General features: G+C 44.8%; 20 protein-coding genes. 6 read left to right on the top strand and 14 right to left on the bottom strand.

The features are described from left to right. Positions 1-22 precede the first annotated feature (22 nt). Positions 23-2,020 carry an NAD-dependent DNA ligase LigA gene (gene ligA, locus DW182_RS04310; protein ID WP_118294773.1) on the bottom strand — a complete coding sequence of 666 codons (1,998 nt, stop codon included), beginning with the start codon at positions 2,018-2,020 and terminating at the stop codon, positions 23-25. A gap of 79 nt (positions 2,021-2,099) precedes the next feature. Between ligA and trmD the strand changes: the two genes are divergently transcribed. Continuing rightward, positions 2,100-2,780, top strand: a complete 681-nt coding sequence (gene trmD, locus DW182_RS04305) for a tRNA (guanosine(37)-N1)-methyltransferase TrmD (protein ID WP_118294821.1) — start codon at positions 2,100-2,102, stop codon at positions 2,778-2,780. Between the two features lie 89 nt (positions 2,781-2,869). On the opposite strand, the gene DW182_RS04300 is transcribed toward trmD, so the two are convergent. The 5 genes from DW182_RS04300 to DW182_RS04280 form a co-directional block, all read right to left on the bottom strand. Next, positions 2,870-3,781, bottom strand: a complete 912-nt coding sequence (locus tag DW182_RS04300; RefSeq protein ID WP_115503380.1) for a dihydroorotate dehydrogenase — start codon at positions 3,779-3,781, stop codon at positions 2,870-2,872. After that, positions 3,769-4,545, bottom strand: a complete 777-nt coding sequence (locus DW182_RS04295) for a dihydroorotate dehydrogenase electron transfer subunit (protein ID WP_115503379.1) — start codon at positions 4,543-4,545, stop codon at positions 3,769-3,771. Before DW182_RS04295 ends, DW182_RS04300 begins: the two co-directional genes overlap by 13 nt. A gap of 148 nt (positions 4,546-4,693) precedes the next feature. Further along, a complete protein-coding gene (locus DW182_RS04290) occupies positions 4,694-5,164 on the bottom strand; it encodes a helix-turn-helix domain-containing protein (protein ID WP_115503378.1) in 471 nt (156 codons plus the stop codon). Positions 5,165-6,524: 1,360 nt separating this feature from the next. After that, positions 6,525-7,544 carry a DNA polymerase III subunit delta gene (gene holA / locus DW182_RS04285; RefSeq protein WP_118294772.1) on the bottom strand — a complete coding sequence of 340 codons (1,020 nt, stop codon included), beginning with the start codon at positions 7,542-7,544 and terminating at the stop codon, positions 6,525-6,527. An 8-nt stretch (positions 7,545-7,552) separates the two neighbouring features. After that, a complete protein-coding gene (locus DW182_RS04280) occupies positions 7,553-8,329 on the bottom strand; it encodes an AMP nucleosidase (RefSeq protein WP_115503377.1) in 777 nt (258 codons plus the stop codon). Positions 8,330-8,443: 114 nt separating this feature from the next. Here DW182_RS04280 and DW182_RS04275 point away from each other — a divergent pair, with 114 nt between their 5' ends. After that, positions 8,444-8,893, top strand: coding sequence for a type I restriction enzyme HsdR N-terminal domain-containing protein (locus tag DW182_RS04275; RefSeq protein WP_007218551.1), 450 nt, complete (start codon positions 8,444-8,446; stop codon positions 8,891-8,893). A gap of 106 nt (positions 8,894-8,999) precedes the next feature. On the opposite strand, the gene DW182_RS04270 is transcribed toward DW182_RS04275, so the two are convergent. The 5 genes from DW182_RS04270 to DW182_RS04250 all read right to left on the bottom strand — a co-directional run bounded on the left by DW182_RS04270 (position 9,000) and on the right by DW182_RS04250 (position 17,196). Continuing rightward, positions 9,000-12,152 carry an efflux RND transporter permease subunit gene (locus DW182_RS04270; protein ID WP_118294771.1) on the bottom strand — a complete coding sequence of 1,051 codons (3,153 nt, stop codon included), beginning with the start codon at positions 12,150-12,152 and terminating at the stop codon, positions 9,000-9,002. Positions 12,153-12,181: 29 nt separating this feature from the next. Beyond that, positions 12,182-13,300: an efflux RND transporter periplasmic adaptor subunit gene (locus tag DW182_RS04265; RefSeq protein WP_118294770.1), complete on the bottom strand. Its 1,119-nt coding sequence runs from the start codon at positions 13,298-13,300 to the stop codon at positions 12,182-12,184. 27 nt (positions 13,301-13,327) lie between these two features. Beyond that, positions 13,328-14,800, bottom strand: coding sequence for an efflux transporter outer membrane subunit (locus tag DW182_RS04260; RefSeq protein ID WP_118294769.1), 1,473 nt, complete (start codon positions 14,798-14,800; stop codon positions 13,328-13,330). Positions 14,801-15,277: 477 nt separating this feature from the next. Beyond that, positions 15,278-16,096 (bottom strand): zinc ribbon domain-containing protein, encoded by an 819-nt coding sequence (locus DW182_RS04255; protein ID WP_044532748.1) that lies wholly within the window; start codon positions 16,094-16,096, stop codon positions 15,278-15,280. Positions 16,097-16,101: 5 nt separating this feature from the next. Next, positions 16,102-17,196 carry a Nif3-like dinuclear metal center hexameric protein gene (locus DW182_RS04250; RefSeq protein ID WP_044155177.1) on the bottom strand — a complete coding sequence of 365 codons (1,095 nt, stop codon included), beginning with the start codon at positions 17,194-17,196 and terminating at the stop codon, positions 16,102-16,104. A gap of 107 nt (positions 17,197-17,303) precedes the next feature. Here DW182_RS04250 and DW182_RS04245 point away from each other — a divergent pair, with 107 nt between their 5' ends. Continuing rightward, the gene (locus tag DW182_RS04245; protein WP_021967257.1) at positions 17,304-17,711 is read left to right on the top strand and encodes a DUF4891 domain-containing protein; all 408 of its coding nucleotides are present in this window, start codon (positions 17,304-17,306) and stop codon (positions 17,709-17,711) included. On the opposite strand, the gene DW182_RS04240 is transcribed toward DW182_RS04245, so the two are convergent. Both DW182_RS04240 and DW182_RS04235 read right to left on the bottom strand, forming a co-directional pair. Beyond that, complete coding sequence (locus DW182_RS04240) at positions 17,708-18,517, bottom strand: ABC transporter permease (RefSeq protein ID WP_007662531.1); 810 nt, start codon at positions 18,515-18,517, stop codon at positions 17,708-17,710. The two genes, DW182_RS04245 and DW182_RS04240, sit on opposite strands and share 4 nt — an antisense overlap. A 16-nt stretch (positions 18,518-18,533) precedes the next feature. Further along, positions 18,534-19,154: an ATP-binding cassette domain-containing protein gene (locus DW182_RS04235; RefSeq protein ID WP_044155178.1), complete on the bottom strand. Its 621-nt coding sequence runs from the start codon at positions 19,152-19,154 to the stop codon at positions 18,534-18,536. Positions 19,155-19,339: 185 nt separating this feature from the next. Here DW182_RS04235 and DW182_RS04230 point away from each other — a divergent pair, with 185 nt between their 5' ends. From DW182_RS04230 to DW182_RS04220, 3 genes are read left to right on the top strand one after another with little or no spacing between them, the layout of a single operon-like run. Next, the gene (locus DW182_RS04230) at positions 19,340-19,882 is read left to right on the top strand and encodes a ferredoxin domain-containing protein (RefSeq protein WP_022391572.1); all 543 of its coding nucleotides are present in this window, start codon (positions 19,340-19,342) and stop codon (positions 19,880-19,882) included. Next, positions 19,879-20,922: an agmatine deiminase family protein gene (locus DW182_RS04225; RefSeq protein ID WP_044532750.1), complete on the top strand. Its 1,044-nt coding sequence runs from the start codon at positions 19,879-19,881 to the stop codon at positions 20,920-20,922. Before DW182_RS04230 ends, DW182_RS04225 begins: the two co-directional genes overlap by 4 nt. A gap of 12 nt (positions 20,923-20,934) precedes the next feature. Next, entirely contained in the window at positions 20,935-21,819 is an 885-nt protein-coding gene (locus tag DW182_RS04220) for a carbon-nitrogen hydrolase (RefSeq protein ID WP_007662539.1), read from the top strand. Between the two features lie 35 nt (positions 21,820-21,854). Here DW182_RS04220 and DW182_RS04215 read toward each other — a convergent pair whose 3' ends face one another. Beyond that, positions 21,855-22,244, bottom strand: coding sequence for a GtrA family protein (locus DW182_RS04215; RefSeq protein ID WP_007214210.1), 390 nt, complete (start codon positions 22,242-22,244; stop codon positions 21,855-21,857). Positions 22,245-22,259: the final 15 nt, after the last annotated feature.

Genomic DNA, 22,259 nt, shown 5'->3' with positions numbered 1-22,259 from the left:
AAAAGATTTCACTGGAAAAATGTTACGAAATGAGCGCTAAAAACTCATCTTCGCTCATTATCTGTACACCCAGCTTTTGCGCTTTTTCTAATTTAGCGGGTCCCATATTTTCTCCTGCTAGGATAAAACTGGTCTTGGCAGAAATGCTACCTACATTTTTTCCTCCATTCTTCTCTATTAAATCTTTATATTCGTCTCTGGAGTGATGGGTAAACACGCCGCTGATTACAATAGACTGTCCGACAAGTTTATCGGTATAGCCGCTCAGGTCTTCTTCCTTTCGGCTAAACTGTAATCCGGCAATTTTCAGTCGCTCTATTAATTCTCTATTCAGAGGATTAGCGAAGTAGGAAATGATACTTTGCGCTATTTTCTCACCGATTTCATCGATATTTATCAATCTTTCAAGATCTGCATTTTCCAGTTCTTCTATGTCAGTGAAGGACTTAGCTATTTTCTTTGCTACAGTTTCACCGACAAAGCGGATACCGAGGGCGAACAACGCTCGCTCAAAAGGCACTTCCCTACTTTGGGCAATACCCTTGACGATATTTTCCGCCGACTTATCTCCCATACGGTCTAGATGCTTGATATCGTCCACAGTCAGCTTATACAGATCTGCCGTATCCTTAATGAGCCCTAACCGGTAGAACGTATCCACAGTTTCCGGGCCTAATCCGTCAATGTTCATAGCCTTCCGGCTGATGAAATGCTCGATCTTTCCTTTTATCTGAGGCGGACAAGCCGTTTCGTTGGGGCAATAATGCGCAGCTTCTCCCTCGTAACGGATTAATTTGCTGCCACATTCAGGGCAATGAGTGATGAACTTCACTTTTTCACCTGCCATCATACTCCGGGCATCTTTATCTACTCCGGTAATTTTGGGTATAATTTCACCGCCTTTTTCTACATAAACCATATCGCCGACATGCAAGTCAAGCCCTTCAATGATATCTGCATTATGCAGAGAGGCACGTTTTACGATAGTACCCGATAATTGTACCGGATCCAGGTTGGCAACAGGGGTTACTGCTCCGGTTCTTCCCACCTGGTAAGTCACCTTGTTTAAGCGGGTCAATGCACGCTCTGCCTGGAACTTGTATGCGATGGCCCAACGAGGAGATTTTGCGGTGAAACCGAGGTTTTTCTGCTGTTTCAGACTATTAACTTTCAAAACAATGCCATCCGTGGCTACAGGTAAATTCTTCCGTTCCGTATCCCAATAATGGATGTAATCGAATACTTCCTGCAGGCTGTGACACTTCTTCATATGGTCGGAGATTTTGAATCCCCATTGTGCGGCTTTCTGCAGGTTTTCATAATGTCCGTCGCATGGAAGTTCTTCGCCTAATAAATAATAAAGGTAGGCATCCAGTTTGCGGGAAGCAACTATAGCAGAGTTTTGTAATTTCAAAGTGCCTGATGCAGCATTACGCGGATTAGCGAAAAGAGGTTCTTCGCGTGCTTCTTTTTCGCGGTTTAGTTCCTCAAAAACTTCCCACGGCATTAGTATTTCCCCTCTGATTTCAAATAATTGGGGATAATCACCATGCAAAACAAGGGGGATAGTACGGATTGTCTTCACATTATCTGTTACATCATCGCCTTTTTCACCGTCACCACGGGTTACAGCACGTATTAATTTACCGTTTTCGTATGTCAGTGAGATGGAAGTACCGTCATATTTAAGCTCGGCACAAATTTCAAAATCTTCGTTCAGGGCTTTTTGAGTGCGATCATAAAAGTCGGATACCTCACCTTCGGAATAGGTATTACCCAACGAAAGCATTGGATATTTGTGTGTCACTTGCGTGAAATTCTTATTCAAATCGCTTCCTACGCGCATGGTTGGCGAATTTTCATCCTGATATTCAGGATGTTCTCGCTCCATCTCCTGCAATTCCCGCATCATGTCGTCGAACTCTTTGTCAGAGATTTCGGGAGCATTCAACACGTAATAATTGTAGTTGTGCCGATGCAATTCGGCACGGAGCTGATCTATCTTTTCTTTTGCAGTCATAGCTATTTCAGATTGTTTGAACGCAAAAATACAGGTTTCTCCTCTAATATTTGTACTTTTGCAGAAAATTAAAATTAATATGCGCATTGATATAATAACAGTTCTACCGGAGATGATTGAAGGCTTTTTCAATTGCTCCATTATGAAACGTGCTCAGAATAAAGGGCTTGCAGAAATACATATTCATAATTTACGTGATTATACTGAAGATAAATATCGACGGGTGGATGATTATCCTTTTGGCGGTTTTGCCGGAATGGTGATGAAAATAGAGCCTATAGAGCGCTGTATCAACGCCTTAAAGGCAGAACGGGAGTATGATGAGGTCATTTTTACGACTCCTGATGGTGAGCAGTTCAATCAGCCAATGGCCAATACACTTTCACTTGTCCAGAACCTTATTATTCTTTGCGGGCATTTTAAAGGTATCGATTATCGCATTCGCGAGCATCTGATCACTAAAGAAATCAGTATTGGGGACTATGTGCTGACCGGTGGAGAACTGGCGGCAGCAGTGATGGCGGATGCTATTGTTCGTATTATCCCCGGTGTTATTTCCGATGAACAGTCAGCTTTGTCCGACTCGTTCCAGGATAATCTTTTGGCTGCTCCGGTCTATACAAGACCTGCCGATTACAATGGTTGGAAAGTTCCGGAAATTTTATTATCCGGGCATGAGGCTAAGATTAAGGAATGGGAGTTGCAACAGTCTTTGGAACGGACGCGCAGACTCCGCCCGGATTTGCTGGGAGAGGAATAAATCAGTTGTATAAAAATAGAAAAAGGACATTCGCAATGAATGTCCTTTTTTATGTAAAACAGATGCGAATGATATTCACTTGTTATTAGTTATACCTCAAGCGCACCAATAATTTCTTTCACGGACTTATATCCGTGTCTATCGAGGTAGTCGTTTATACCTTCCGCTACTTTAATTGTAACTGTCGGATCGATGAAATTTGCCGTACCGATTTGGATGGCTGAAGCTCCGGCAAGCATAAATTCCACTGCGTCTTTCCAGTTCATGATACCTCCTAAACCTATGACAGGTATTTTTACCGCCTGAGCAACTTGCCACACCATGCGGAGTGCGATTGGTTTTACTGCTGCGCCGGACATACCACCTGTTATGGTAGAGAGTATAGGACGCCTGCGTTCCGCGTCTATAGCCATTCCAAGCAGTGTATTAATTAATGAAACGCTGTCTGCACCGCCATTTTCTACCGCACGGGCTATTTCAGCGATGCTTGTCACGTTGGGAGACAGCTTTACGATAAGTGTCTTTTTGTAAGCTGCACGCACAGCTTTTACCACTTCTTCGGCTCCTTTTGCGGTGACGCCAAAAGCCATTCCACCTTGTTTCACATTAGGGCAAGAGATGTTCAATTCAATGGCAGGAATTTTGTCAAGTTCGTTAATGGCTTCCGCTGTTTTTACATAATCTTCTATAGCAGAACCCGAAACATTTACAATCATATTGGTTTCGATGTCCTTAATACGCGGATATATCTGTTCAACAAAGTAATTTACTCCCTTATTTTGCAGTCCCACAGCGTTTAGCATACCTGACGGAGTTTCTGCCATACGCGGATATGGGTTACCTTCACGTTTGTGAAGAGTCGTGCCCTTTACAATTATACCACCTATTCGCGTAATATCAATGAAATCGGCAAACTCTTCACCATACCCAAATGTACCGGAAGCCGTCATTACCGGATTCTTCATTTGTAATTCTCCAATGTTTACACTTAAATCTGCCATAATAGTTTGTTTATATTAAAAACCGGACCTTCTTTACATACACATAAATGCCCTTCCGTTGTATTTTCTACACAACAGAGGCAAGCACCTATACCACACGCCATTGTATTTTCCAATGATACTTCACAAGCTATATCTTTACTTCTGGCATATTTAGCCACCGCCATCATCATGGGCTTAGGGCCACAAGTGTAAATCTGCTCGAATTGCACCTTATTCAATATGGAATGTTGTGTCACATATCCCTTTTCACCATGACTGCCGTCCTCGGTAGTTGTATACACATCACCATACGCTGCAAACTGCTCCAGTTGCAGCAGGTCCTTGTCGCTTCTTGCTCCCAGAAGGAACGTCGGTCTACTACCGTTTTTAGCTAATTGCTCGCCCAGATAGAGCATGGGAGCTGTACCAACACCTCCACCTACTAACAGAAGCTTATTAGAAGCCTTTTCAGGCATTGTGAAGCCATTTCCCAAAGGAAGTACTACGTTGACCGTGTCTCCTGCTTTTGCTTCGCCTAATTGCCTAGTTCCGTCTCCAATCAGTTGGATCAGAAACCATACTTCATTGCGTTGTCTATCTACATAATTAATGGAAATGGGGCGGCGCAAAAAAGTAGTTGGAGATCCGTCCACACGTATTTCCGCAAATTGTCCCGGAAGCATATCCGGAAGCGGAGACGGAGACGTCAGTTTCAATAGCACATAATTAGCGTGCAGTCGGACGTTCTCAGTCACTGTCAAATCTAAAATGTATTTTTTCATTATCCTATATAAAGAGGTGAATTTTATTCAGGGCACAAAGATAATGCAAATCGAATGCAGAACTTTCATGCTTGCATGAAAAAGTTCTGCTGAGATGCTTATCTTATCCAAAGATACGGGAAATTGTGCAAATAGTTGTTTATGAGCCTTACTTTTCGGGTTTAAACGTCTCGTACGTATTATCGTCGAAGAAAATTCTTATTTCAGTGATTTTTCTGGGAGGCCTTTCTTTATAGATAATCTCCTGTTTTACAACCTCTTTAGGGGCATTTGCGGGCGTTCCTAATGCGATTTCCTTGCGATTTTCGGCCGAACCTGTCTCTTTGGACGGATTTACGGAATTCTCAGCGAATAATGGATAGTCAAATCCGCTCTCGATAGAAGAGTCAGAATCGGAAGACATATTACTCATTTCACCTTGTCCGGTAAGTAGCCATTCCAAATTTATATCATTATATCTTTGATGTAGACGAAGAATAACTTCTGTACTTGGATACTTATTACGCGGACCTAAAATATGTGAGATGGTAGCTTGAGCTACACCAATACTTTCGGCAAATGCGCCTGCGGTTAATTTTTCCCGATCCATGATCATTTTGAACCTATCTTTTATGCTCATAACTGTTGCGATATAGGTGACGTTTACAATTGTATTGATTTTCTTTTGAATTACAAAAGTAAAAAAAGAAAGTTACAAAAGCAAATTAAAAATGTGATTTCTTGTATATTACAATTGTGTACGTGTTGTTTCAAATGTTATTTATACAAATGTAATGATATATATTACCTAGATTTTAACCCTGTATTTCTACTTTAATAAAACTATGTATATTTCTGGTTATTATGTGTGTAGATTGAAATTTTATCTGTGATATATTCCATATTACAATTGTTTCCACATTGATTTCTCTATTTATAAACTGTTAGATTATATAAATTGTTATATATATGCTGATTATTAGTTATTTAATAATATTTTTAATCCTCGTTAACCCCTATCCTATTACCTTTGTTATTTTATCATTACTTTATTAAAAACAGTCTTATTACAATCGTATACTCTATATTCTTATTACGTTTGTTATGTATATAATTGTTGTATATCCAATTGTAAAAATAGATATATTACATTTTTAATATTTCATAGTTGAAATAACAACTATTTCCTTCTCTAATTGCATTTATTCTTAATGATAGATTTGATATTGCAGAAATAATTTGTTACACTAAAATAAGGAGAGTTCAATTGATATGTTCTAAAGTCTTCGTATTTGCAAATCCTTGCTCTATTTCTGTACAAATGATCGTGAACCTGGATTTTTTTAATTCTCAGGAGCTTATTTTGAATGTATTTAATTGTAATACAATATATTATGCCCTGTTTTTTAGTTCTAAAATTCTCTCATTCTAGAAAAACAACCTTTTTTTAAGTGAGAAATGACATAATGATAGTGAAAATAGTATTTTCTTCTTTATTATTGCTGATATAGTAAACAAGTACAATCTCCTTTAAAATAAGAAATAGACGATCTATTTTCATTGATCTGCTGACCACTTTCTAAATATAATTTTCCTATTTCTCAGAAAAAGTATATTGTTTTCCTATAAAAATATGTCTGTTTTACTCGGAATAGGAGAATATATTAGCTGTTGGCGGAATTAATGGCTTCTTTCCTGTGCCCTAATAGAGACCAAGACCGGGGTTGGACAGTACTTGGTCCGTACCAACTCCGTAGTAAATTCGGTTAGAAGTACCTCTACCCGGAGATGGTATGGGGCAAATAGGGATTTGAACCCTCTTTGATACGGCTCTGACAGGATGCTGAACAGCCTCTAATTCCGCCAACGGGTAATATATTATATAAAAACAGTCAGATACCCTTCCACACTCTATTGCTTAGGAACAATACGTTTAGGAATGATGGAAGGGGTTGAAGGAAAAGTCAAAATTTTCGTTTAATGAAGAGAGGCGAAAAAGGTTAATGCAGGATCTTGAAGACCAGTTCGCGAAGAATATCCCCGTCACTTAAAGATGGATTTCCCACTCCTTTAGATTTTGCATCCGCATATCGTATTTCTCCGATAATTTGCATGGTCTTTACTCCATTATATCGGCGCATAGCTGCAAGATAGTCTTTGGCCTGCCAGGGTGTGCGTAGTCCCAACATGTTGGCTATGCCTTGCTCCGATTTTTCAGGGGCATAATAGGCCAACATCAAGTTAGAAAAGAATCCAAAAAGTAAAGATAAAGTCATTTGAATTGGGTTTGTTTTCGGATTTTCTTCAAAATATTTTATTATCTTATTAGCTTTCAAGACGTCCTTTTCAACGAGGGCACTGCGTAATTCGAAGTTGTTATAATCCTTACTGATACCAATGTTCTTCTCTATCTGTTCGGGGGTAACGCGTGTATGACCTTTTGGAAGTGTAATGATCAGTTTTTCCAGTTCTCCCGTGAGGCGACTGAGGTCGGCACCAACGAAATCAGCCAGCATGGCAGTGGCTTTAGGTTCCACGTCGATACCTTTACGTTTCATATAAGAGGTGATGAATGCAGGCAGTTGCGCATCCTTCACTTTTTTAGATTCAAACAGGACACCAGTCTTTTCGATTTCGGCAGCCAGCTTCTTTCTTCGATCCAGTACGCCATGTTTATGGCATATTACTAATATGGTAGAAAGCAGCGGCTTTTGGAGGTAATAAGAAAGCTCTTCCATATTACGGATATTCTGCGCTTCCTTTACCACCACCACCTGATGTTCGGACATCATCGGATAACGCTTGGCGGCATTAATAACAGTAGCTATATCCACATCTGCCCCGTAGACAACGGTCAGGTTGAACTCCTTTTCCGTTTCGGTCAGAATATTGTCGGTTATATAGTCGGCAATGAGGTCGATGTAATAGGGGTCCTCGCCCATAAGATAATAGACGGGACGGTATTGTTTCGCTCTCAGTTCCTTTAAGATGTCATCACACGTGATTTCCTGTTTTGCCATATTCGTTTTTACCAGTCGAATTTCAGATGTTTTACGGTTTTCTTCTCGTCGATAATCATACGCAGGGATGCGATGCCGATTTCAACGTGCTCGGTTACGTAGTTCTGGGTAACCAGATTATCGCTTTTATCGGTTTTTACTCCTTCAGGAATCATCGGCTGGTCAGAAACCAGTAAGATGGCTCCGGTAGGGATATGGTTGGCAAAACCGCAACTAAAGAGAGTCGCTGTTTCCATATCGACGGCCATGGCACGGGTTTTCTTCAGATATTCCTTGAATTCCTCGTCATGCTCCCAAATGCGGCGGTTGGTAGTGTATACGGTACCTGTCCAATAGTCGCGGGCATGGTCGCGGATGGATGAAGAAACGGCACGTTGCAACATAAATGCCGGTAGCGCAGGTACTTCGGGCGGGAAGTAGTCATTGGAAGTTCCCTCGCCACGGATGGCGGCGATAGGAAGGATGAGATCCCCTATTCTGTTTTTCTTATCAATGCCACCGCACTTACCTAGGAACAGGCAGGCTTTGGGCTGTATAGCGCTTAGTAAATCCATGATAATTGCAGCGTTAGGGCTTCCCATGCCAAAGTTGATGATGGTTATGCCTTCTGCTGAAGCAGACGTCATATTAGCGTCTTTACCAAGAACGGGCACATTGAACTTCTCCGCAAAAATATCCACATACTTGTTGAAGTTAGTCAACAGAATATACTCTCCAAAGTCCTCAAGCTTACGTTTTGTGTAACGAGGCAGCCAGTTAGCTACGATTTCTTGCTTTGTTTTCATAAGATTTCATTAAATTTGTTCCCTAAATACTTTCAGGGAGCGATTATTTAACTCACAAAAGTACAATAAAAAAGTAGAATTCGGAAATTTGTTAATCACTTATCACATATCAATATGTTATCGTTAAACTTACCTGTATTTGATGCTAAAGTCGTGAACCGTGAAGGGAAACCTGCTATTTTCGACGTGATACGGCGCCGATATGTAGCACTGACGCCCGAAGAATGGGTACGCCAGCATTTCGTACATTTTCTGCTGAACCATAAAGGATATCCGCAGACATTGATGGCGAACGAGGTACAGGTACAACTCAACGGAACGAAGAAACGTTGTGATACAGTACTTTACCGTCGTGACCTCACGGCACGGATGATTGTGGAGTATAAAGCGCCGGACATAGAGATTACGCAAGCGGTGTTCGACCAGATTACGCGTTACAATATGGTGCTGAAAGTAGATTACCTTGTGGTGAGTAATGGGATGCAACACTATTGCTGCCGGATGGATTACGAACGGAACAGTTATACTTTTCTTCCGGATATTCCTGATTATCAGACGTTATAATATCCACTAAAAAGGGCTACACCCTTTACCCCGGATGGCTACACCCTTTGGGGGATATGGTGTAGCCATGTGAGGCAAAGGGTGTAGCCCTTCTCAATGAGACTGATTAGAATCTAAATTTTTCCTGTATCTTCTGCATCAACTCATAGAAATTAGGGATATAGACTGTGGCAAGCAATGTATTCAGTGCCATACCGAACACTACAGCAGCTCCCAGTGCAATACGGCTTTCCGCTCCTGCACCCGTAGCAAACAGCAATGGCATCACACCGAATACAAATGCCAGGGATGTCATCAGGATAGGCCGCAAGCGGATATGCCCTGCCTGGAATGCCGCATCACGAATGGAGTTGCCTTGCGCACGGAAATCGCGGGCGAACTCTACAATCAGAATACCATTTTTTGCCGACAGTGCCACAAGCAGGATAATACCGATTTGTGTATAGATGCTGACAGGTGTTCCCATAATGAGACAGCCAATCATCGCTCCCAACAATGCTACCGGAAGCCCGATGACCGCAGCTACCGGGCTCGTCCAACTCTCGTACTGTGCTGCAAGTACCAGGAAGGCAACGAGTAATGCCATTACAAACACAACGGTTGTCGTTGTGCCTGCCTGCGTTTCCTGATAGGCTACTGACGTCCATTCATAACCAAATTCATCACCCAGTTGCTCCTTAAAGAGTGCCTCTATTTGCTGTATCGCCTCTCCGGAACTGCTTCCCGGGGCTACGTTGCAAGTGACGGAGGCAGTGGAATACATGTTGTAACGGTTGATTTGGTCCATTCCCAACTGTTCCTCCACCCGCATAAAGGCTGAAAATGGTACCATCTCTCCCGATACATTCTGTACACTCAACTTCAGTACATCGTCAATGATCCGTTGGGCACGATCCCGTGCACCGAGTTTTACCTGATAAATACGGCCGAACTCAACGAAATCGTTCACGTAAGCAGCTCCCATGTAGTAACCCAAAGAAGTGAAGACATTGTTCAGCGGAATCCCCATCAATTGTACTTTATCCCGGTCGATGTTCAGGAAATACTGGGGTACATTAGCCTGGTACTGACTGCTGACGGATGCCAATGCAGGTTTGGTGTGATAAGTTGCCATCAGCGTCTCTACGGCATGTTGCATTTCTGTGGTACCGAGGTTGTTACGATCCTCCACTTGTAGCTGTAGACCGCCCGTAGCACCGAGTCCGGGAATGGCAGGGGGCACCATGGCAAAGACTTCTGCTTCCTGAATTCCATAAGCCTGTGCATTGAAACGATTTACTACAGACTGAGCCGTATGTTCCTTTCCTTTACGCTCGTTCCAGTTTTTCAAGATAACGAAATAGGTGCCGGAATTACTCTGTTCCCCGCCTCCCATGACAGAGAAGCCGGATATGCCGATATAATTTTTCACTTCGGGATAGCTGTTGAGGATTTCATTGATCTCACGTCCGACAGCTTCTGTACGTTCCAGACTTGAAGCGGGCGGCAATTGCACCACGGCAAGGAAATATCCGTCATCTTCTTCGGGAATAAAGGTGCTGGGCCACTTCATAAACAGGATCACAGCAAGTGCCGTAAACCCGGCATAAGACAACAGTGCAGCAGCAGGACGCCGGAGCAACCAACCCACGGTTTTATCATATATCCCTTGAGTCTTGTCGTACACAAAGTTGAAGCCCCGGAAAAGTGGCGACTGTGCAGGTTTTGTAGGCTGTAATATCAAGGCACACAATGCCGGAGTCAGTGTCAGCGAGTTGAAACCGCTTAGCACAGTGCTGGCAGCAATAGTCAGTGCAAACTGCTTATAAAGCTGTCCGGAGATACCGCTGACGAGCATTGTCGGAATAAATACGGCAAGCAATACCAGCACTACGCCCACAATCGGACCGGTGATCTCTCCCATCGCCTGAATGACCGCCTGCCGGGCATTGTACTGTCCCGTATCAAGCAAGCGCGTGGAGTTTTCTACTACCACAATGGCATCATCTACCACAATGGCCACGGCAAGTATCAATCCGAACAGTGTCAGTGTATTGATGGAGAATCCGAAGAGTGCCATCACTGCCAGAGTACCGATGAGTGATACGGGAATGGTGATACACGGAATGATAACCGCCCGCCAGTTTTGTAGGAAAAGAAAGATGACGAGTACCACAAGCAGGGTTGTTTCCAGGAAAGTTACCAGCACTTCGTCTACTGAAGCGTGGATGACGTCCGTCGTATCCAGGGTTACACTGTAATGGACGCCACTGGGGAACGATTCTGACAGTTCCTGCATCTTCTCTTTTACGCCTTTGGATACATCCAGCGAATTGGAACCCGGTTGCTGATAGATGGCAATGGCGGCAGTAGGTTGCCCGTTCAACCGGGATACGACACTGTAGGATGCGGAGCCAAGGTCGATGTGGGCTACATCACGGAGGCGAAGCACTCTCCCGCCCGCTTCTGTTCGCAAGATGATATTGCCGAACTCTTCGGGAGACGAAAGTCGCCCTTTCACCGTCAAACTGTATTGGTAGGCAGGGGCATTGCTGCCGGAGGAAACATTACCGACATTGGTGTTACCCGGAGCCGGATTTTCCGGTAGGGGTTGTCCCACGGTTCCGGCACTGACTTCTACATTTTGTGATTGAATGGCTTGGTAGACATCGGCTGCCGAAAGATTACGGATACGCAGTGCTGCCGGATCCAGCCAGATACGCATGGAGTAGTCTCCCGCTCCCATCACATTGACAGCGCCTACGCCCGGCACGCGCGTCAACTGGTCGGCAAGGTTCAGGGTGGCGTAGTTGCTGAGGTATAGTCCGTCATATTCCTTGTTTTCGGAAGTCATGGTGAGGAACATCACGATGTTCGATGACTGCTTTTGAACGGTTACTCCCTGTACCACTACCGGGGTTGGCAATGAAGCCTGTGCCACGCTGACGCGGTTTTGGACTTGTACGGTTGCCATGTCGATATCTGTTCCGACGGCAAAAGTAATGGTAAGCGAGTAGGCACCCGATGAGGAGGAATTGGAGGACATATAAAGCATACCGTCCACTCCGTTTACTTGCTGCTCAATGGGGATACCCACGGTTTGTGCCACTGTCTGCGCGTTGGCACCCGGATAGACGGCGCTGACCTGAACGGTAGGCGGCGTAATGTCCGGATACTGCGCAATGGGGAGTATGCCCAGTGTGACCAGTCCCGCCACCACGATCAGCAGCGCAAGCACGGTAGCAAAGATAGGACGGTTTATGAAGAATTTTGAGAACATGAGCTTAGTATTTAGTTATTTACGATTGGTTATTTGCTGGTGGGCTTCACTTTCATCCCTTCCCGTACTTTCATAAGTGCCCGGGTGACGTAGCGTTCTTGTGGCGAGAGTCCGCCGGTTATTTGCCGGAGAGTGTCATCTATCAGTTGTCCCACCTCGATGTGGCGATAGCGCACCCTATCGGAATCGTTCACTACATACACATATTTTCCCAATTGATCGGTCCCGATGGATGCGTCTGGTATCAGTATTGCCTGCGATTCTTTGCCGTATGGCAAGGTGATGCTGACATAAAGTCCGCTTTTCAGTAAACCTTTCGGGTTGTCCAGGCGGGCACGCAGATTCAGAGTTCCGGTGCTCAGGTCTACATTGGGTGCGAAGTAATCGAGTGTGGCAGGATACGGTTGTATGCCGTCTTCCCCCAGGTTAACAGTGATTTGCCGGGGTAGTGTATCTTTCTGCTGTGCGGTTCCTTGTTGCATCAGCATGGCAAGCCACTGGTTATCAGTGATATTGAAGTATGTGTATAGCAGATCATCTTTATAGATTGTGGCAAGGGTGACAGGCTGCAGACTTCCCCCTACATAACTGCCCGCATCGACTTGATTCCGGCTGACAGTTCCGTCAAACGGTGCCCGGACTGTGCAGTAACCCAGATTCGTGCGTGCTGTATTCAGCGCGGCTTCGGCATTGCTGACTGCCGCTTGCGAAGTGGCAACATTCGATTTCGACTGTAACACCTGTATCTGGCTGACAGCATCGCTTTTCACAGCTTCCAGCATACGGGCATAGTTGTTCCGGGCATATTCCAGATTGGCTTGGGCGGTGTTTAGTTCCGCTTCCGCCTGTTCTACATTGTCCTGGTAAATAGTGGGTTCGATGACGAACAGCACCTGCCCTTTCCGAACTCTGCTTCCTGGAGCATAGGCGATGGTTTGCAGGGTTCCGTTCACCCGTGCTACCAGGTCGACGGTCTTTTCCGAACTCAGATAACCCGGATACTCTTTAGTCAGTGTGATGTCTTTCACCACTGGACGGGCTACGCTTATCTCCGGAACGGGCATCGCTCCGCGCGCTGCTTCTCTTTTGTCCCCACATCCCGCCAGCAACGGAATCAGCGTGAGGATGATGTACATTTCATTTTTCATATATGGTTATGGTTTAGGAATTATTACTCAGTTCTCTTTATATCCTCCTCCCAGTGCCTGGTACAATGACACCAAATACAGCAGTGAACTACCCTCCGCCTGCGTCAACTGGTTTTCGTACGTCAGTAGCGAACGGAGTGCATCCAGTACATTCTGAAAAGGACTAAGTCCCTGTTTATAAAGCTCCAGAGAGAGTTTCAGTGTCTCTTGCCCCTGATTTCGTACTTCCCGGAGGGCGACAATCTGCTTGATGGAATTCCGGTAATTATTCATTGCATTGTCCGTTTCCTGTACAGCGGTAAGCACGGTTTCGTTGAAGTTATGCACTGCTTCGTCCAGTTGCGCACGTGCCTGTTTGGTGGCATTCACCAGCTTTGTTCCGCTGAACAGTGTCCAACTGAGGGTTGGGGCAATTTCAAACATCATGCTTTTCCGCCGGGTCAGGTCTTTCAGATCCCGGGCGGCATATCCTACAGATCCTTTCAGGAATACTTGTGGCAGCCAGTCGCTTTTGCTGGCTCCCAATAGTGCGGCTTGTGCATTAACCAGTCTTTCGGCCTGGCGCACATCCGGACGACGGAGCAATAAATCAGCGGGTAATCCTACTCCAACGGGTTCCATGTAGTCGGGCAATTTCCCGATTCTTTCCAATGTGGGGCGTATCTCCTGCGGATAAGTTCCCAGCAGAATAGCCAGCGAGTTGATGTATTGGCTGATTCCAGATTCCAGTTGTGGAACAGATGCTTTGGTGCTGAAATACACTGATTTAGCCTGTGCTACATCCAGTTTCGATACAAGTCCCGTGTTGTAGCGTACTTCGGTTATATTGAGTACTTCCTCCTGAGTCCGGCAGTTGTGCATCACTACCTGCAATTCCTGTTGCAGTTCCCGAAGGTTGATATAGGCAGAAGCGACTTGTGCACAGAGGGATACCTGTACGGAGATATACTCTTCACGGCTGGCTTGGAATGTTTCCCGTTGCGCCTTTACCCGTTGCCGGATGCTTCCGAATATATCCAGTTCCCAACTAGCGTTGAGTGACGCATCATAATAATGTGTGATGGATTGGGGTAATTCGGTGGTGTTACCACTACTTTGCTGGCGGAGCCATCCGCCATTTAAAGTAATAGAAGGGAGAAAATTACTGCGCTCCATCCGCAGGCTGGCACGCGCCTGTTCCATGCGGTCTATAGCGGCAAGTACGGAATAGTTTTCGCCGGATGCTACGCTGATAAGCGAGTCCAGTACCGGGTCATTGAATGCTTTCCACCACTGGTCGTCTACCGGTAATATCTGTCCGCTGAATATGTTATCATCTGCAGATGCCGTGGTAGAATTAGCGATTCCTGTGGTAGTAGGGACCGTTTTAGAGTTCGGAACCACCGTATTCCCCCAGTTTCGGGGCAACGGTTTTTCCAGATAACGGTTGCCATTCTGTGCCGTGAGGGCAGAACATAGGCACGATAAGAGCAGCATGCTGCTCCAAGCTTTAATCTTCATAGGTTTAGGTTGTTTTTTGTGATACAGGGTTCATAACAACCTGGGGCTTCATTTGTTTAGAAATGAAATTAAAGATTACTGATAGACTTTCGTTAGCTTTTTGATAATCAATAGATTGTATTTACCGATCATTTACCGCAGAATGTAAAAGCATTTACTTCAGGATGTAACGACCTTTACCGCCTATTGTAACGGTTTTTACCTCGGTATGTAACGACCTTTACTTCGGCATGTAAATGGAGTTACTGCGCGGGGGTAACAAAGTTACCATTTGGGGTAAACAGAATTTTCATGAGAGAAAACGACTGTGTACTTTATTTCTCCTACCGGAAAAATACTTTTTCCCAATAGGAGAAAAATAATTTAGTAATAGCTGATAATAAAATGGCAGATAATTATCATATAAAGAAATCGCCCCTGCAAGCAATTGGATGTTGCTTGCAGGGGCGTCTTTTCCTATATATACGCTGCCGAATATTATTCCGCAGTCTTCCTTCTTCTCGTTGGCTTTTCCTTTACCTCTTCCTTGTGTTCAAGGGTTACACCTGCCAATTCCGGGTCAATCATGATACGTCCGCAATATTCGCAAACGATGATTTTCTTACGAGAACGGATATCCAGTTGTCTCTGGGGCGGGATTTTGTTGAAGCAACCACCACAAGCATCACGCTGTACATATACGATACCCAATCCATTGCGAGAGTTCTTACGGATACGCTTGAAAGACTGAAGCAAACGCGGTTCAATCTTGGTTTCAAGCTCTTTGGCTTTGTCTCTCAGCTTTTCTTCTTCCTGCTTGGTTTCAGAGATGATTTCGTCCAGTTCGTTCTTCTTGACGTCCAAGTCTTTCTGTCTTTCTTCCAAGGCTTCTGTGCTCTTTGCAGCTTCAGCAGATTTCTCTTGTTCCTGTGCAGCAAACTCTTTGATTCGTTTATCGCAAAGCTCCATTTCCAGAGTCTGGAATTCGATTTCTTTGCTCAAGAAGTCGTACTCACGGTTGTTGCGTACATTCTCCTGTTGTTCTTTGTATTTTGCGATAGAAGCTTTTGAAGTTTCAATCTCCACTTTCTTGGTAGCGATAGCGGATTTTAGTTCGGCTATTTCTGCCTTAATTCTGTCGATACGAGTGCTCAGACCGGCGATTTCATCTTCCAAGTCCTGTACTTCCAGCGGAAGTTCACCTCTTAAAGTCTTGATTTCATCAATCTTAGACAACATAGTCTGCAACTGGAACAGGGCTTTCAACTTCTGTTCCACGGTCAATTCCTGAGGATCTTTTTTTGCTTCTTTAGCCATTTTACTTATAAATATTTTATGGGGTTGGTATTCACTTTGCACTGTTGCAGCGCAAGGTTAGGAAACAACTCCCGGATTATTGTATAGAATATTTCTTTTGTATATTGCTCGCTTTCGTAATGTCCTATCTCTGCCAGCAGAATGTCCGTATCGTGTCCGAAGTAATCGTGATACTTGATTTCCCCGGTGATGAACACGTCTGCACCGTTGCGTATGGCAAGCGGCATCAGGAATGCTCCGGCTCCTCCACACAGTGCCACGGTCTGTATTTCACGCCCGGTCAGTTTATTATGCTTCAGGCAGCCCACTTCAAAGATTTTCTTGACGCGTTTCAGGAACTCCAACTCCGTTTCCGGTGTATCCAATTCGCCGATAACTCCTGCCCCAGCCTGTGTCCAGCTATTCTGCAAAGGATATAAGTCGAATGCAGGTTCCTCATACGGATGGGCACTCAGTAGAGCTTTGATAACTTCCGATTTCTTGTAGGCAGGCAATACGGTTTCTATCCGCACTTCCTTTTCCGTATGCAATTCTCCGATGCTTCCACAGAACGGGTGGCTACCCTCTTGGGCGCGGAAAGTTCCCTCTCCTTCTACATTGTAGCTGCATGCGTCGTAGTTTCCTATGCAACCGCATCCGGCTGCAAACAAGGCCTTGCGTACATCTTCCGCCTGTGCTGTGGGTACAAAAGTCACCAATTTTACCAAGGCATTCTCTTTGGCTTCCAGCACGCGTACATTACTCAATCCTATTTTCTCGGCAATCTTGAAGTTCACCCCTCCCGGAGCATTATCCAGGTTAGTATGTGCTGAGTAGATCACGATATCATTCTTGATTGCTTTCATGATACAACGCTCTACATAGTCCCTGCCCGTGATGGATTTATACCCTTTGAATATCAGTGGATGATGGGATATGACAAGATTGTACCCTAACGCAATCGCCTCGTCCAGCACGGCTTCAGTAACGTCAAGACACAACAAAGCCCCTGTTGCTTCCGCTTCTGTCAATCCGATTTGCAAGCCGGCATTATCAAATCCGTCTTGCAATGGCAGAGGCGCGAACCGTTCAAGGGCGCTTACTATCTCCTTAATTCTCATTATGTGAATAGAAAATTTCGGTGCAAATATAGTAAAAATGCACTGAATAACTGTTTGTTTTACTCTTTTTTTATATATTTGTTCGGATAATTGTAAAACTCTATACCATGAAAGCATTACTTTTCTCGTTTTTCACTTTATTATGCATTCTTTTCTCGTGCCAACCCTCACCCAAAGCCCAGGATGGCGGTGAAGAGGATGCACAAGAGGAATTTGTGGATACTACTCCGAAGGCTACAGCTATCTTTTGGATAGATAAACATAAGGAAATGCCCGGACAACCGTCAAAGAGACCGGGTGCGGTACGTACGGTGAAAGCCAAAGTCAATATCCATTTGGCAGGGCGTATAGAAGTACTTTCGTATGTGAAACCACAGAAAGGATATATAAAAAGTTATATAAATCGCCGTCTTGAGACGTTCAGGGTAAGGAAAGTGTTGATGGACAGTGCTTATATAAAACCCGGCGTACAGTATGTACAGTTGCGTTATACTCCTGAAAAAGTAGAGCACTAACGGCTTTTCTTCTTTTCCTTTTTCTCTACCATTACCTGCAATAGTTTTCCGTTGGAATCGAACGACTTACGTGATGCCAACGAGATGGTAATCATTAGCGAAAGCATGGATGCCGTAAAGGTTATCACCATAATCATCATCTGATATTTAATGGCGACATTCGGGCTACTACCTCCCAGGATTTGTCCGATCATTGTGCCGGGCAGTGCCACTAGGCCCATAACGGCAATATTGGCAATTAACGGACTAAAGGACTTTATGATAGCCTGTTTGATAAAAGGCGCCTGTGCTTCTGCCCTTGTGGCACCATTGCCAAGCAGATAGCGATACAATTGCTGTTCCCGTTTCAATCCGCTGTAATAGGCATTCAGTGCAACGACATTGCTGGATAACATATTTCCCATCAGGATACCGAATATCGGAATGAAATACTGGGCACTGAACACATTTTCCAGCCGTAATACGATGGCAATGAAGTACATGCCGATGCAGACAACACTGCATAAAAAACCGATGGAGATAGGAATGAACAGTATTTTCCGTTTCAGTTGGGTGCGTGCCAGGGCGGTTTGTGCGGCGACGAATATCATAATAATCACCCACAGAAAGTTGATCCACGGGTTATTCCAAAGAAACAAGTATTTCAGGTAGATACCGATAAAGAAAAGTTGTACAATCATCCGTGCGATACCAATCACGGTAACCCACAATAGCCCTGTCTTGAACTTCCACAAGTAGAACAGCGGAATAAGCAACAGTAGTAATCCGATGGCTAAACTGGTATATGATATGTCGATAGTTCCCACTTTATTAATTTCTTAGTTATAGTGTTATCATCTGGTTGCATCCTTGTGCAAATCCCTGGTCGTGAGAGACGGCAAGGATGGCACTTCCCTCCCTCATTCGTTTCCGGAAGAAAGCAAGTACTCTATCCGTAGAATCCGAATCCAGTGCGGAAGTCGGTTCATCCACAATCAGCAGCGGCTTTTGCATCAGGGTGGCTACGGCAATCATGATACGTTGCCGCTGTCCTCCGGAGATCTCATTCACACGTTTATCGTACAATTCCTCTTCCAGCCCCAATTCATCGAAACAGGCAAATAGTTTGTCCAGTGAAAAGGGAGTATTCCGATTGGCTTTCAGGTTGAAAGGGAGTTGCACCATTTCCTTCACCCATTCCGATGGAAGCGCCAGTTCTTGCGGTATCCATGCCACTTGCCTGCGAATTTGGTCGATAGTTCCTTTTTCCAGTAAAATGCCGTTAACGGTGATGCTTCCTGCTTTGAGGGGTACAAATCCTAAAATAGCATTCAGCAAGGAGGTTTTTCCTCGCCCCGATTGTCCAGAAATGCAGGCGATTTCCCCTTCGTGCAGTTGTAAGCAAAAACCGGAAAAAAGTGTATCTGCTCCGAAAGCGATACATGCGTTGTCTATCTGAAGTATAGTCTTGGTTCCCATTTGAAAGCAAATATAGAAAGGAATTCTGAAAAAACGGCGGATTTTTGGCTGAAATCAGTATCTTTAAATAAGATAAGCTGCATTTTTGCATAACATTTTCATGCAAGCATGAAAGTTCTGCACTCAATTTGCATTATCTTTGCTATCAGTTTTTAATAAAAGTGAGAATTATGATACAGAACGAACGTGCAAGCCGCCACGAACATGTGTTGGACGTAGCAAGGCAGATGATGACTGCTGCCCGTACCGCTCCGAAAGGAAAAGGTGTAGATATAATTGAAATAGCCATGGTCACCGGAGACGATTTAAAAGTATTGTCGGACAAGATGGTTGCCATGGTGGAAGAACACGGAATGAAGTTCTTTTTGCGGGATGCCGCCAACATTTTGCAGGCTGAATGTGTAATTATAATAGGTACGCGCGAGCAGGTGCAAGGATTGAATTGCGGCCATTGTGGTTACCCCACTTGTGCGGGACGCCCTGAAGGTGTGCCTTGTGCCGTGAATTCGGTCGATGTAGGTATAGCTATCGGTTCGGCTTGTGCCACGGCAGCCGATTTGCGTGTGGATACCCGTGTGATGTTCTCTGCCGGACTTGCTGCACAGCAATTGGAGTGGTTGCCGGGATGCAGATCCGTGTATGCTATTCCGGTCAGTGCTTCGACCAAGAATCCGTTCTTTGACCGCAAGCCGAAAGAAGAAAAGAAAGAATGATAAATATGAGTGATACATTCAATGCTGTTTTACCTGCCGAATGGGCGCCGCAAAGCGGAATACAGCTGACTTGGCCCCATGCCGGAACTGACTGGGCGCATATGCTTACGGAGGTACAAGCCTGTTTTGCCGCTATCGCACGCGAAATAGCCCAACGGGAATTGCTTCTGATCGTAACTCCCGAACCGGAGGAGGTCAAAAAGCAGATTTCAGCTACCGTCAATATGCAGAATGTCCGTTTCATGGAGTGTGAAACGAATGATACTTGGGCGCGTGATCATGGTGCAATTACCATGTTGGATTCAGAAGGCGCTTCGCTTCTTGATTTCATGTTCAATGGCTGGGGGCTGAAATTCGCTTCAGATAAAGACAATCTGATTACCCGTCAGGCTGTGGAATCCGGTTTCCTGAATGGGCGGTATGTTAATCGTCTGGGCTTTATTCTGGAAGGTGGTTCCATTGAGAGCGACGGTTTGGGAACATTGCTCACCACGTCTGAGTGTTTGCTTTCTCCCAATCGTAACGGACAGATGAGCCGCGATGAAATCGAAGACTATCTCTGTTCTGTATTTCATCTGAAGCAGGTACTTTGGCTCGATCATGGGTATTTGGCAGGAGATGATACGGATAGTCATGTCGATACGCTCGCTCGTCTTTGCTCACCGGATACTATTGCCTATGTGCAATGCACCGATACGCAGGATGAACATTACGAAGCTCTACATCAAATGGAAGAGCAACTGAAAACCTTCCGTACTTTGAATGGAAACCCCTATCGTCTGTTGGCATTGCCTATGGTAGACAAAATTGAGGAAGAGGGCGAACGCCTCCCCGCAACGTATGCCAATTTCTTGATAATGAATGATGCAGTGCTTTATCCTACTTATCGTCAGCCGGAGAATGACCAACGTGCTAAAGAAGTCTTGCAGGAAGCGTTCCCGGAATATGAGATTGTAGGCATTGATTGCCGGGCACTGATCAAGCAGCATGGATCACTCCATTGTGTTACGATGCAGTACCCTGCCGGTGTATTGAAATAAAATTAGAAAGATATGAGAAAAATAAAAGTCGGAATTATTCAGCAAGCCAATACAGCAGATCTTCGTACGAACCTGATGAACCTGGCTAAAAGCATAGAAGCCTGTGCTGCACATGGTGCGCAACTGGTTGTATTACAAGAACTGCACAACTCTCTGTATTTCTGTCAGACTGAAAACACGCAACTGTTTGATCTGGCGGAAACCATTCCCGGCCCTTCCACCGGATTTTATTCCGAACTGGCCGCTGCCAATAAGATCGTATTGGTAACCTCCCTATTTGAGAAACGTGCCCCGGGACTCTATCATAATACCGCCGTTGTTTTTGACCGTGACGGAAGCATTGCCGGAAAATATCGCAAGATGCATATCCCCGACGATCCGGCCTATTATGAAAAGTTCTACTTCACCCCTGGAGATATAGGTTTCGAACCTATCCAAACCTCTCTCGGAAAGTTGGGTGTACTTGTTTGCTGGGATCAGTGGTATCCTGAAGCTGCCCGTCTGATGGCATTGAAAGGTGCCGAATTATTAATCTACCCCACTGCCATTGGCTGGGAAAGCAGTGACGCCGATGATGAAAAGGCACGTCAGCTCAACGCCTGGATTATCTCCCAGCGTGCCCATGCCGTAGCCAACGGACTTCCCGTTATCTCCGTTAACCGTGTCGGTCACGAACCCGATCCATCCATGCAGACGAATGGCATCCAATTCTGGGGAAATAGTTTTGTAGCAGGTCCGCAAGGAGAATTCCTTGCACAAGCCGGAAACGACCGCCCGGAAAATATAGTAGTGGAAATAGATATGGATCGTTCGGAAAATGTACGCCGTTGGTGGCCTTTCCTACGCGATCGCCGTATCGACGAATACGGTGGATTGACGAAACGCTTCCTCGATTAAAATGCAATTTGGTAAAAGCGCAGTTTGATAAAACGTTAACGGAACGTGATTCTCCTGTTCATTATAAAATTCACGCCTCCGTAGATAAATAGTCCCAGGAACTGAGCCAAGTATTCATCACAATTCAGTGCCTCGACCAACACTACCAGAAATAGGAATTGCGCCAGATACGCCATTCCGAAAGCGATAGAAAAGAGCAACACCTGCCTCCAGGTGTTGCTCTTCTTTTCTTTATCATCCAAAGGAAATATCCAGTGCTTGCACCAGATAAAATTATGAGTCTGTGCAATGACGTAAGCAGTTATGTTAGAGAGCATATAGTCGATGTCCAGTTCGTCCATCATCAGCCAGATGACTGCTGCTATAATCAGGGCATTCAGCGTACCGATTACCGCAAAACGGAAGATGCGTCTCGACTCTCTCACAACAAACTAACCTAC

This window comes from Bacteroides sp. AM16-24 (assembly GCF_003471885.1).
GTDB lineage: Bacteria > Bacteroidota > Bacteroidia > Bacteroidales > Bacteroidaceae > Bacteroides.
This window is presented reverse-complemented; position numbering and strand designations above follow the sequence as displayed.

Coding starts and splice junctions, on each gene's coding strand:
- DW182_RS04260 (WP_118294769.1), bottom strand. CDS start 14,800: ATGAAGATTAAAGCTTGGAGCAGCATGCTGCTCTTATCGTGCCTATGT.
- DW182_RS04300 (WP_115503380.1), bottom strand. CDS start 3,781: ATGGCAGATTTAAGTGTAAACATTGGAGAATTACAAATGAAGAATCCG.
- DW182_RS04245 (WP_021967257.1), top strand. CDS start 17,304: ATGAAAGCATTACTTTTCTCGTTTTTCACTTTATTATGCATTCTTTTC.
- holA (WP_118294772.1), bottom strand. CDS start 7,544: ATGGCAAAACAGGAAATCACGTGTGATGACATCTTAAAGGAACTGAGA.
- DW182_RS04280 (WP_115503377.1), bottom strand. CDS start 8,329: ATGAAAACAAAGCAAGAAATCGTAGCTAACTGGCTGCCTCGTTACACA.
- DW182_RS04255 (WP_044532748.1), bottom strand. CDS start 16,096: ATGGCTAAAGAAGCAAAAAAAGATCCTCAGGAATTGACCGTGGAACAG.
- DW182_RS04225 (WP_044532750.1), top strand. CDS start 19,879: ATGATAAATATGAGTGATACATTCAATGCTGTTTTACCTGCCGAATGG.
- trmD (WP_118294821.1), top strand. CDS start 2,100: ATGCGCATTGATATAATAACAGTTCTACCGGAGATGATTGAAGGCTTT.
- DW182_RS04275 (WP_007218551.1), top strand. CDS start 8,444: ATGTTATCGTTAAACTTACCTGTATTTGATGCTAAAGTCGTGAACCGT.
- DW182_RS04290 (WP_115503378.1), bottom strand. CDS start 5,164: ATGAGCATAAAAGATAGGTTCAAAATGATCATGGATCGGGAAAAATTA.
- DW182_RS04230 (WP_022391572.1), top strand. CDS start 19,340: ATGATACAGAACGAACGTGCAAGCCGCCACGAACATGTGTTGGACGTA.
- ligA (WP_118294773.1), bottom strand. CDS start 2,020: ATGACTGCAAAAGAAAAGATAGATCAGCTCCGTGCCGAATTGCATCGG.
- DW182_RS04295 (WP_115503379.1), bottom strand. CDS start 4,545: ATGAAAAAATACATTTTAGATTTGACAGTGACTGAGAACGTCCGACTG.
- DW182_RS04250 (WP_044155177.1), bottom strand. CDS start 17,196: ATGAGAATTAAGGAGATAGTAAGCGCCCTTGAACGGTTCGCGCCTCTG.
- DW182_RS04265 (WP_118294770.1), bottom strand. CDS start 13,300: ATGAAAAATGAAATGTACATCATCCTCACGCTGATTCCGTTGCTGGCG.
- DW182_RS04270 (WP_118294771.1), bottom strand. CDS start 12,152: ATGTTCTCAAAATTCTTCATAAACCGTCCTATCTTTGCTACCGTGCTT.
- DW182_RS04220 (WP_007662539.1), top strand. CDS start 20,935: ATGAGAAAAATAAAAGTCGGAATTATTCAGCAAGCCAATACAGCAGAT.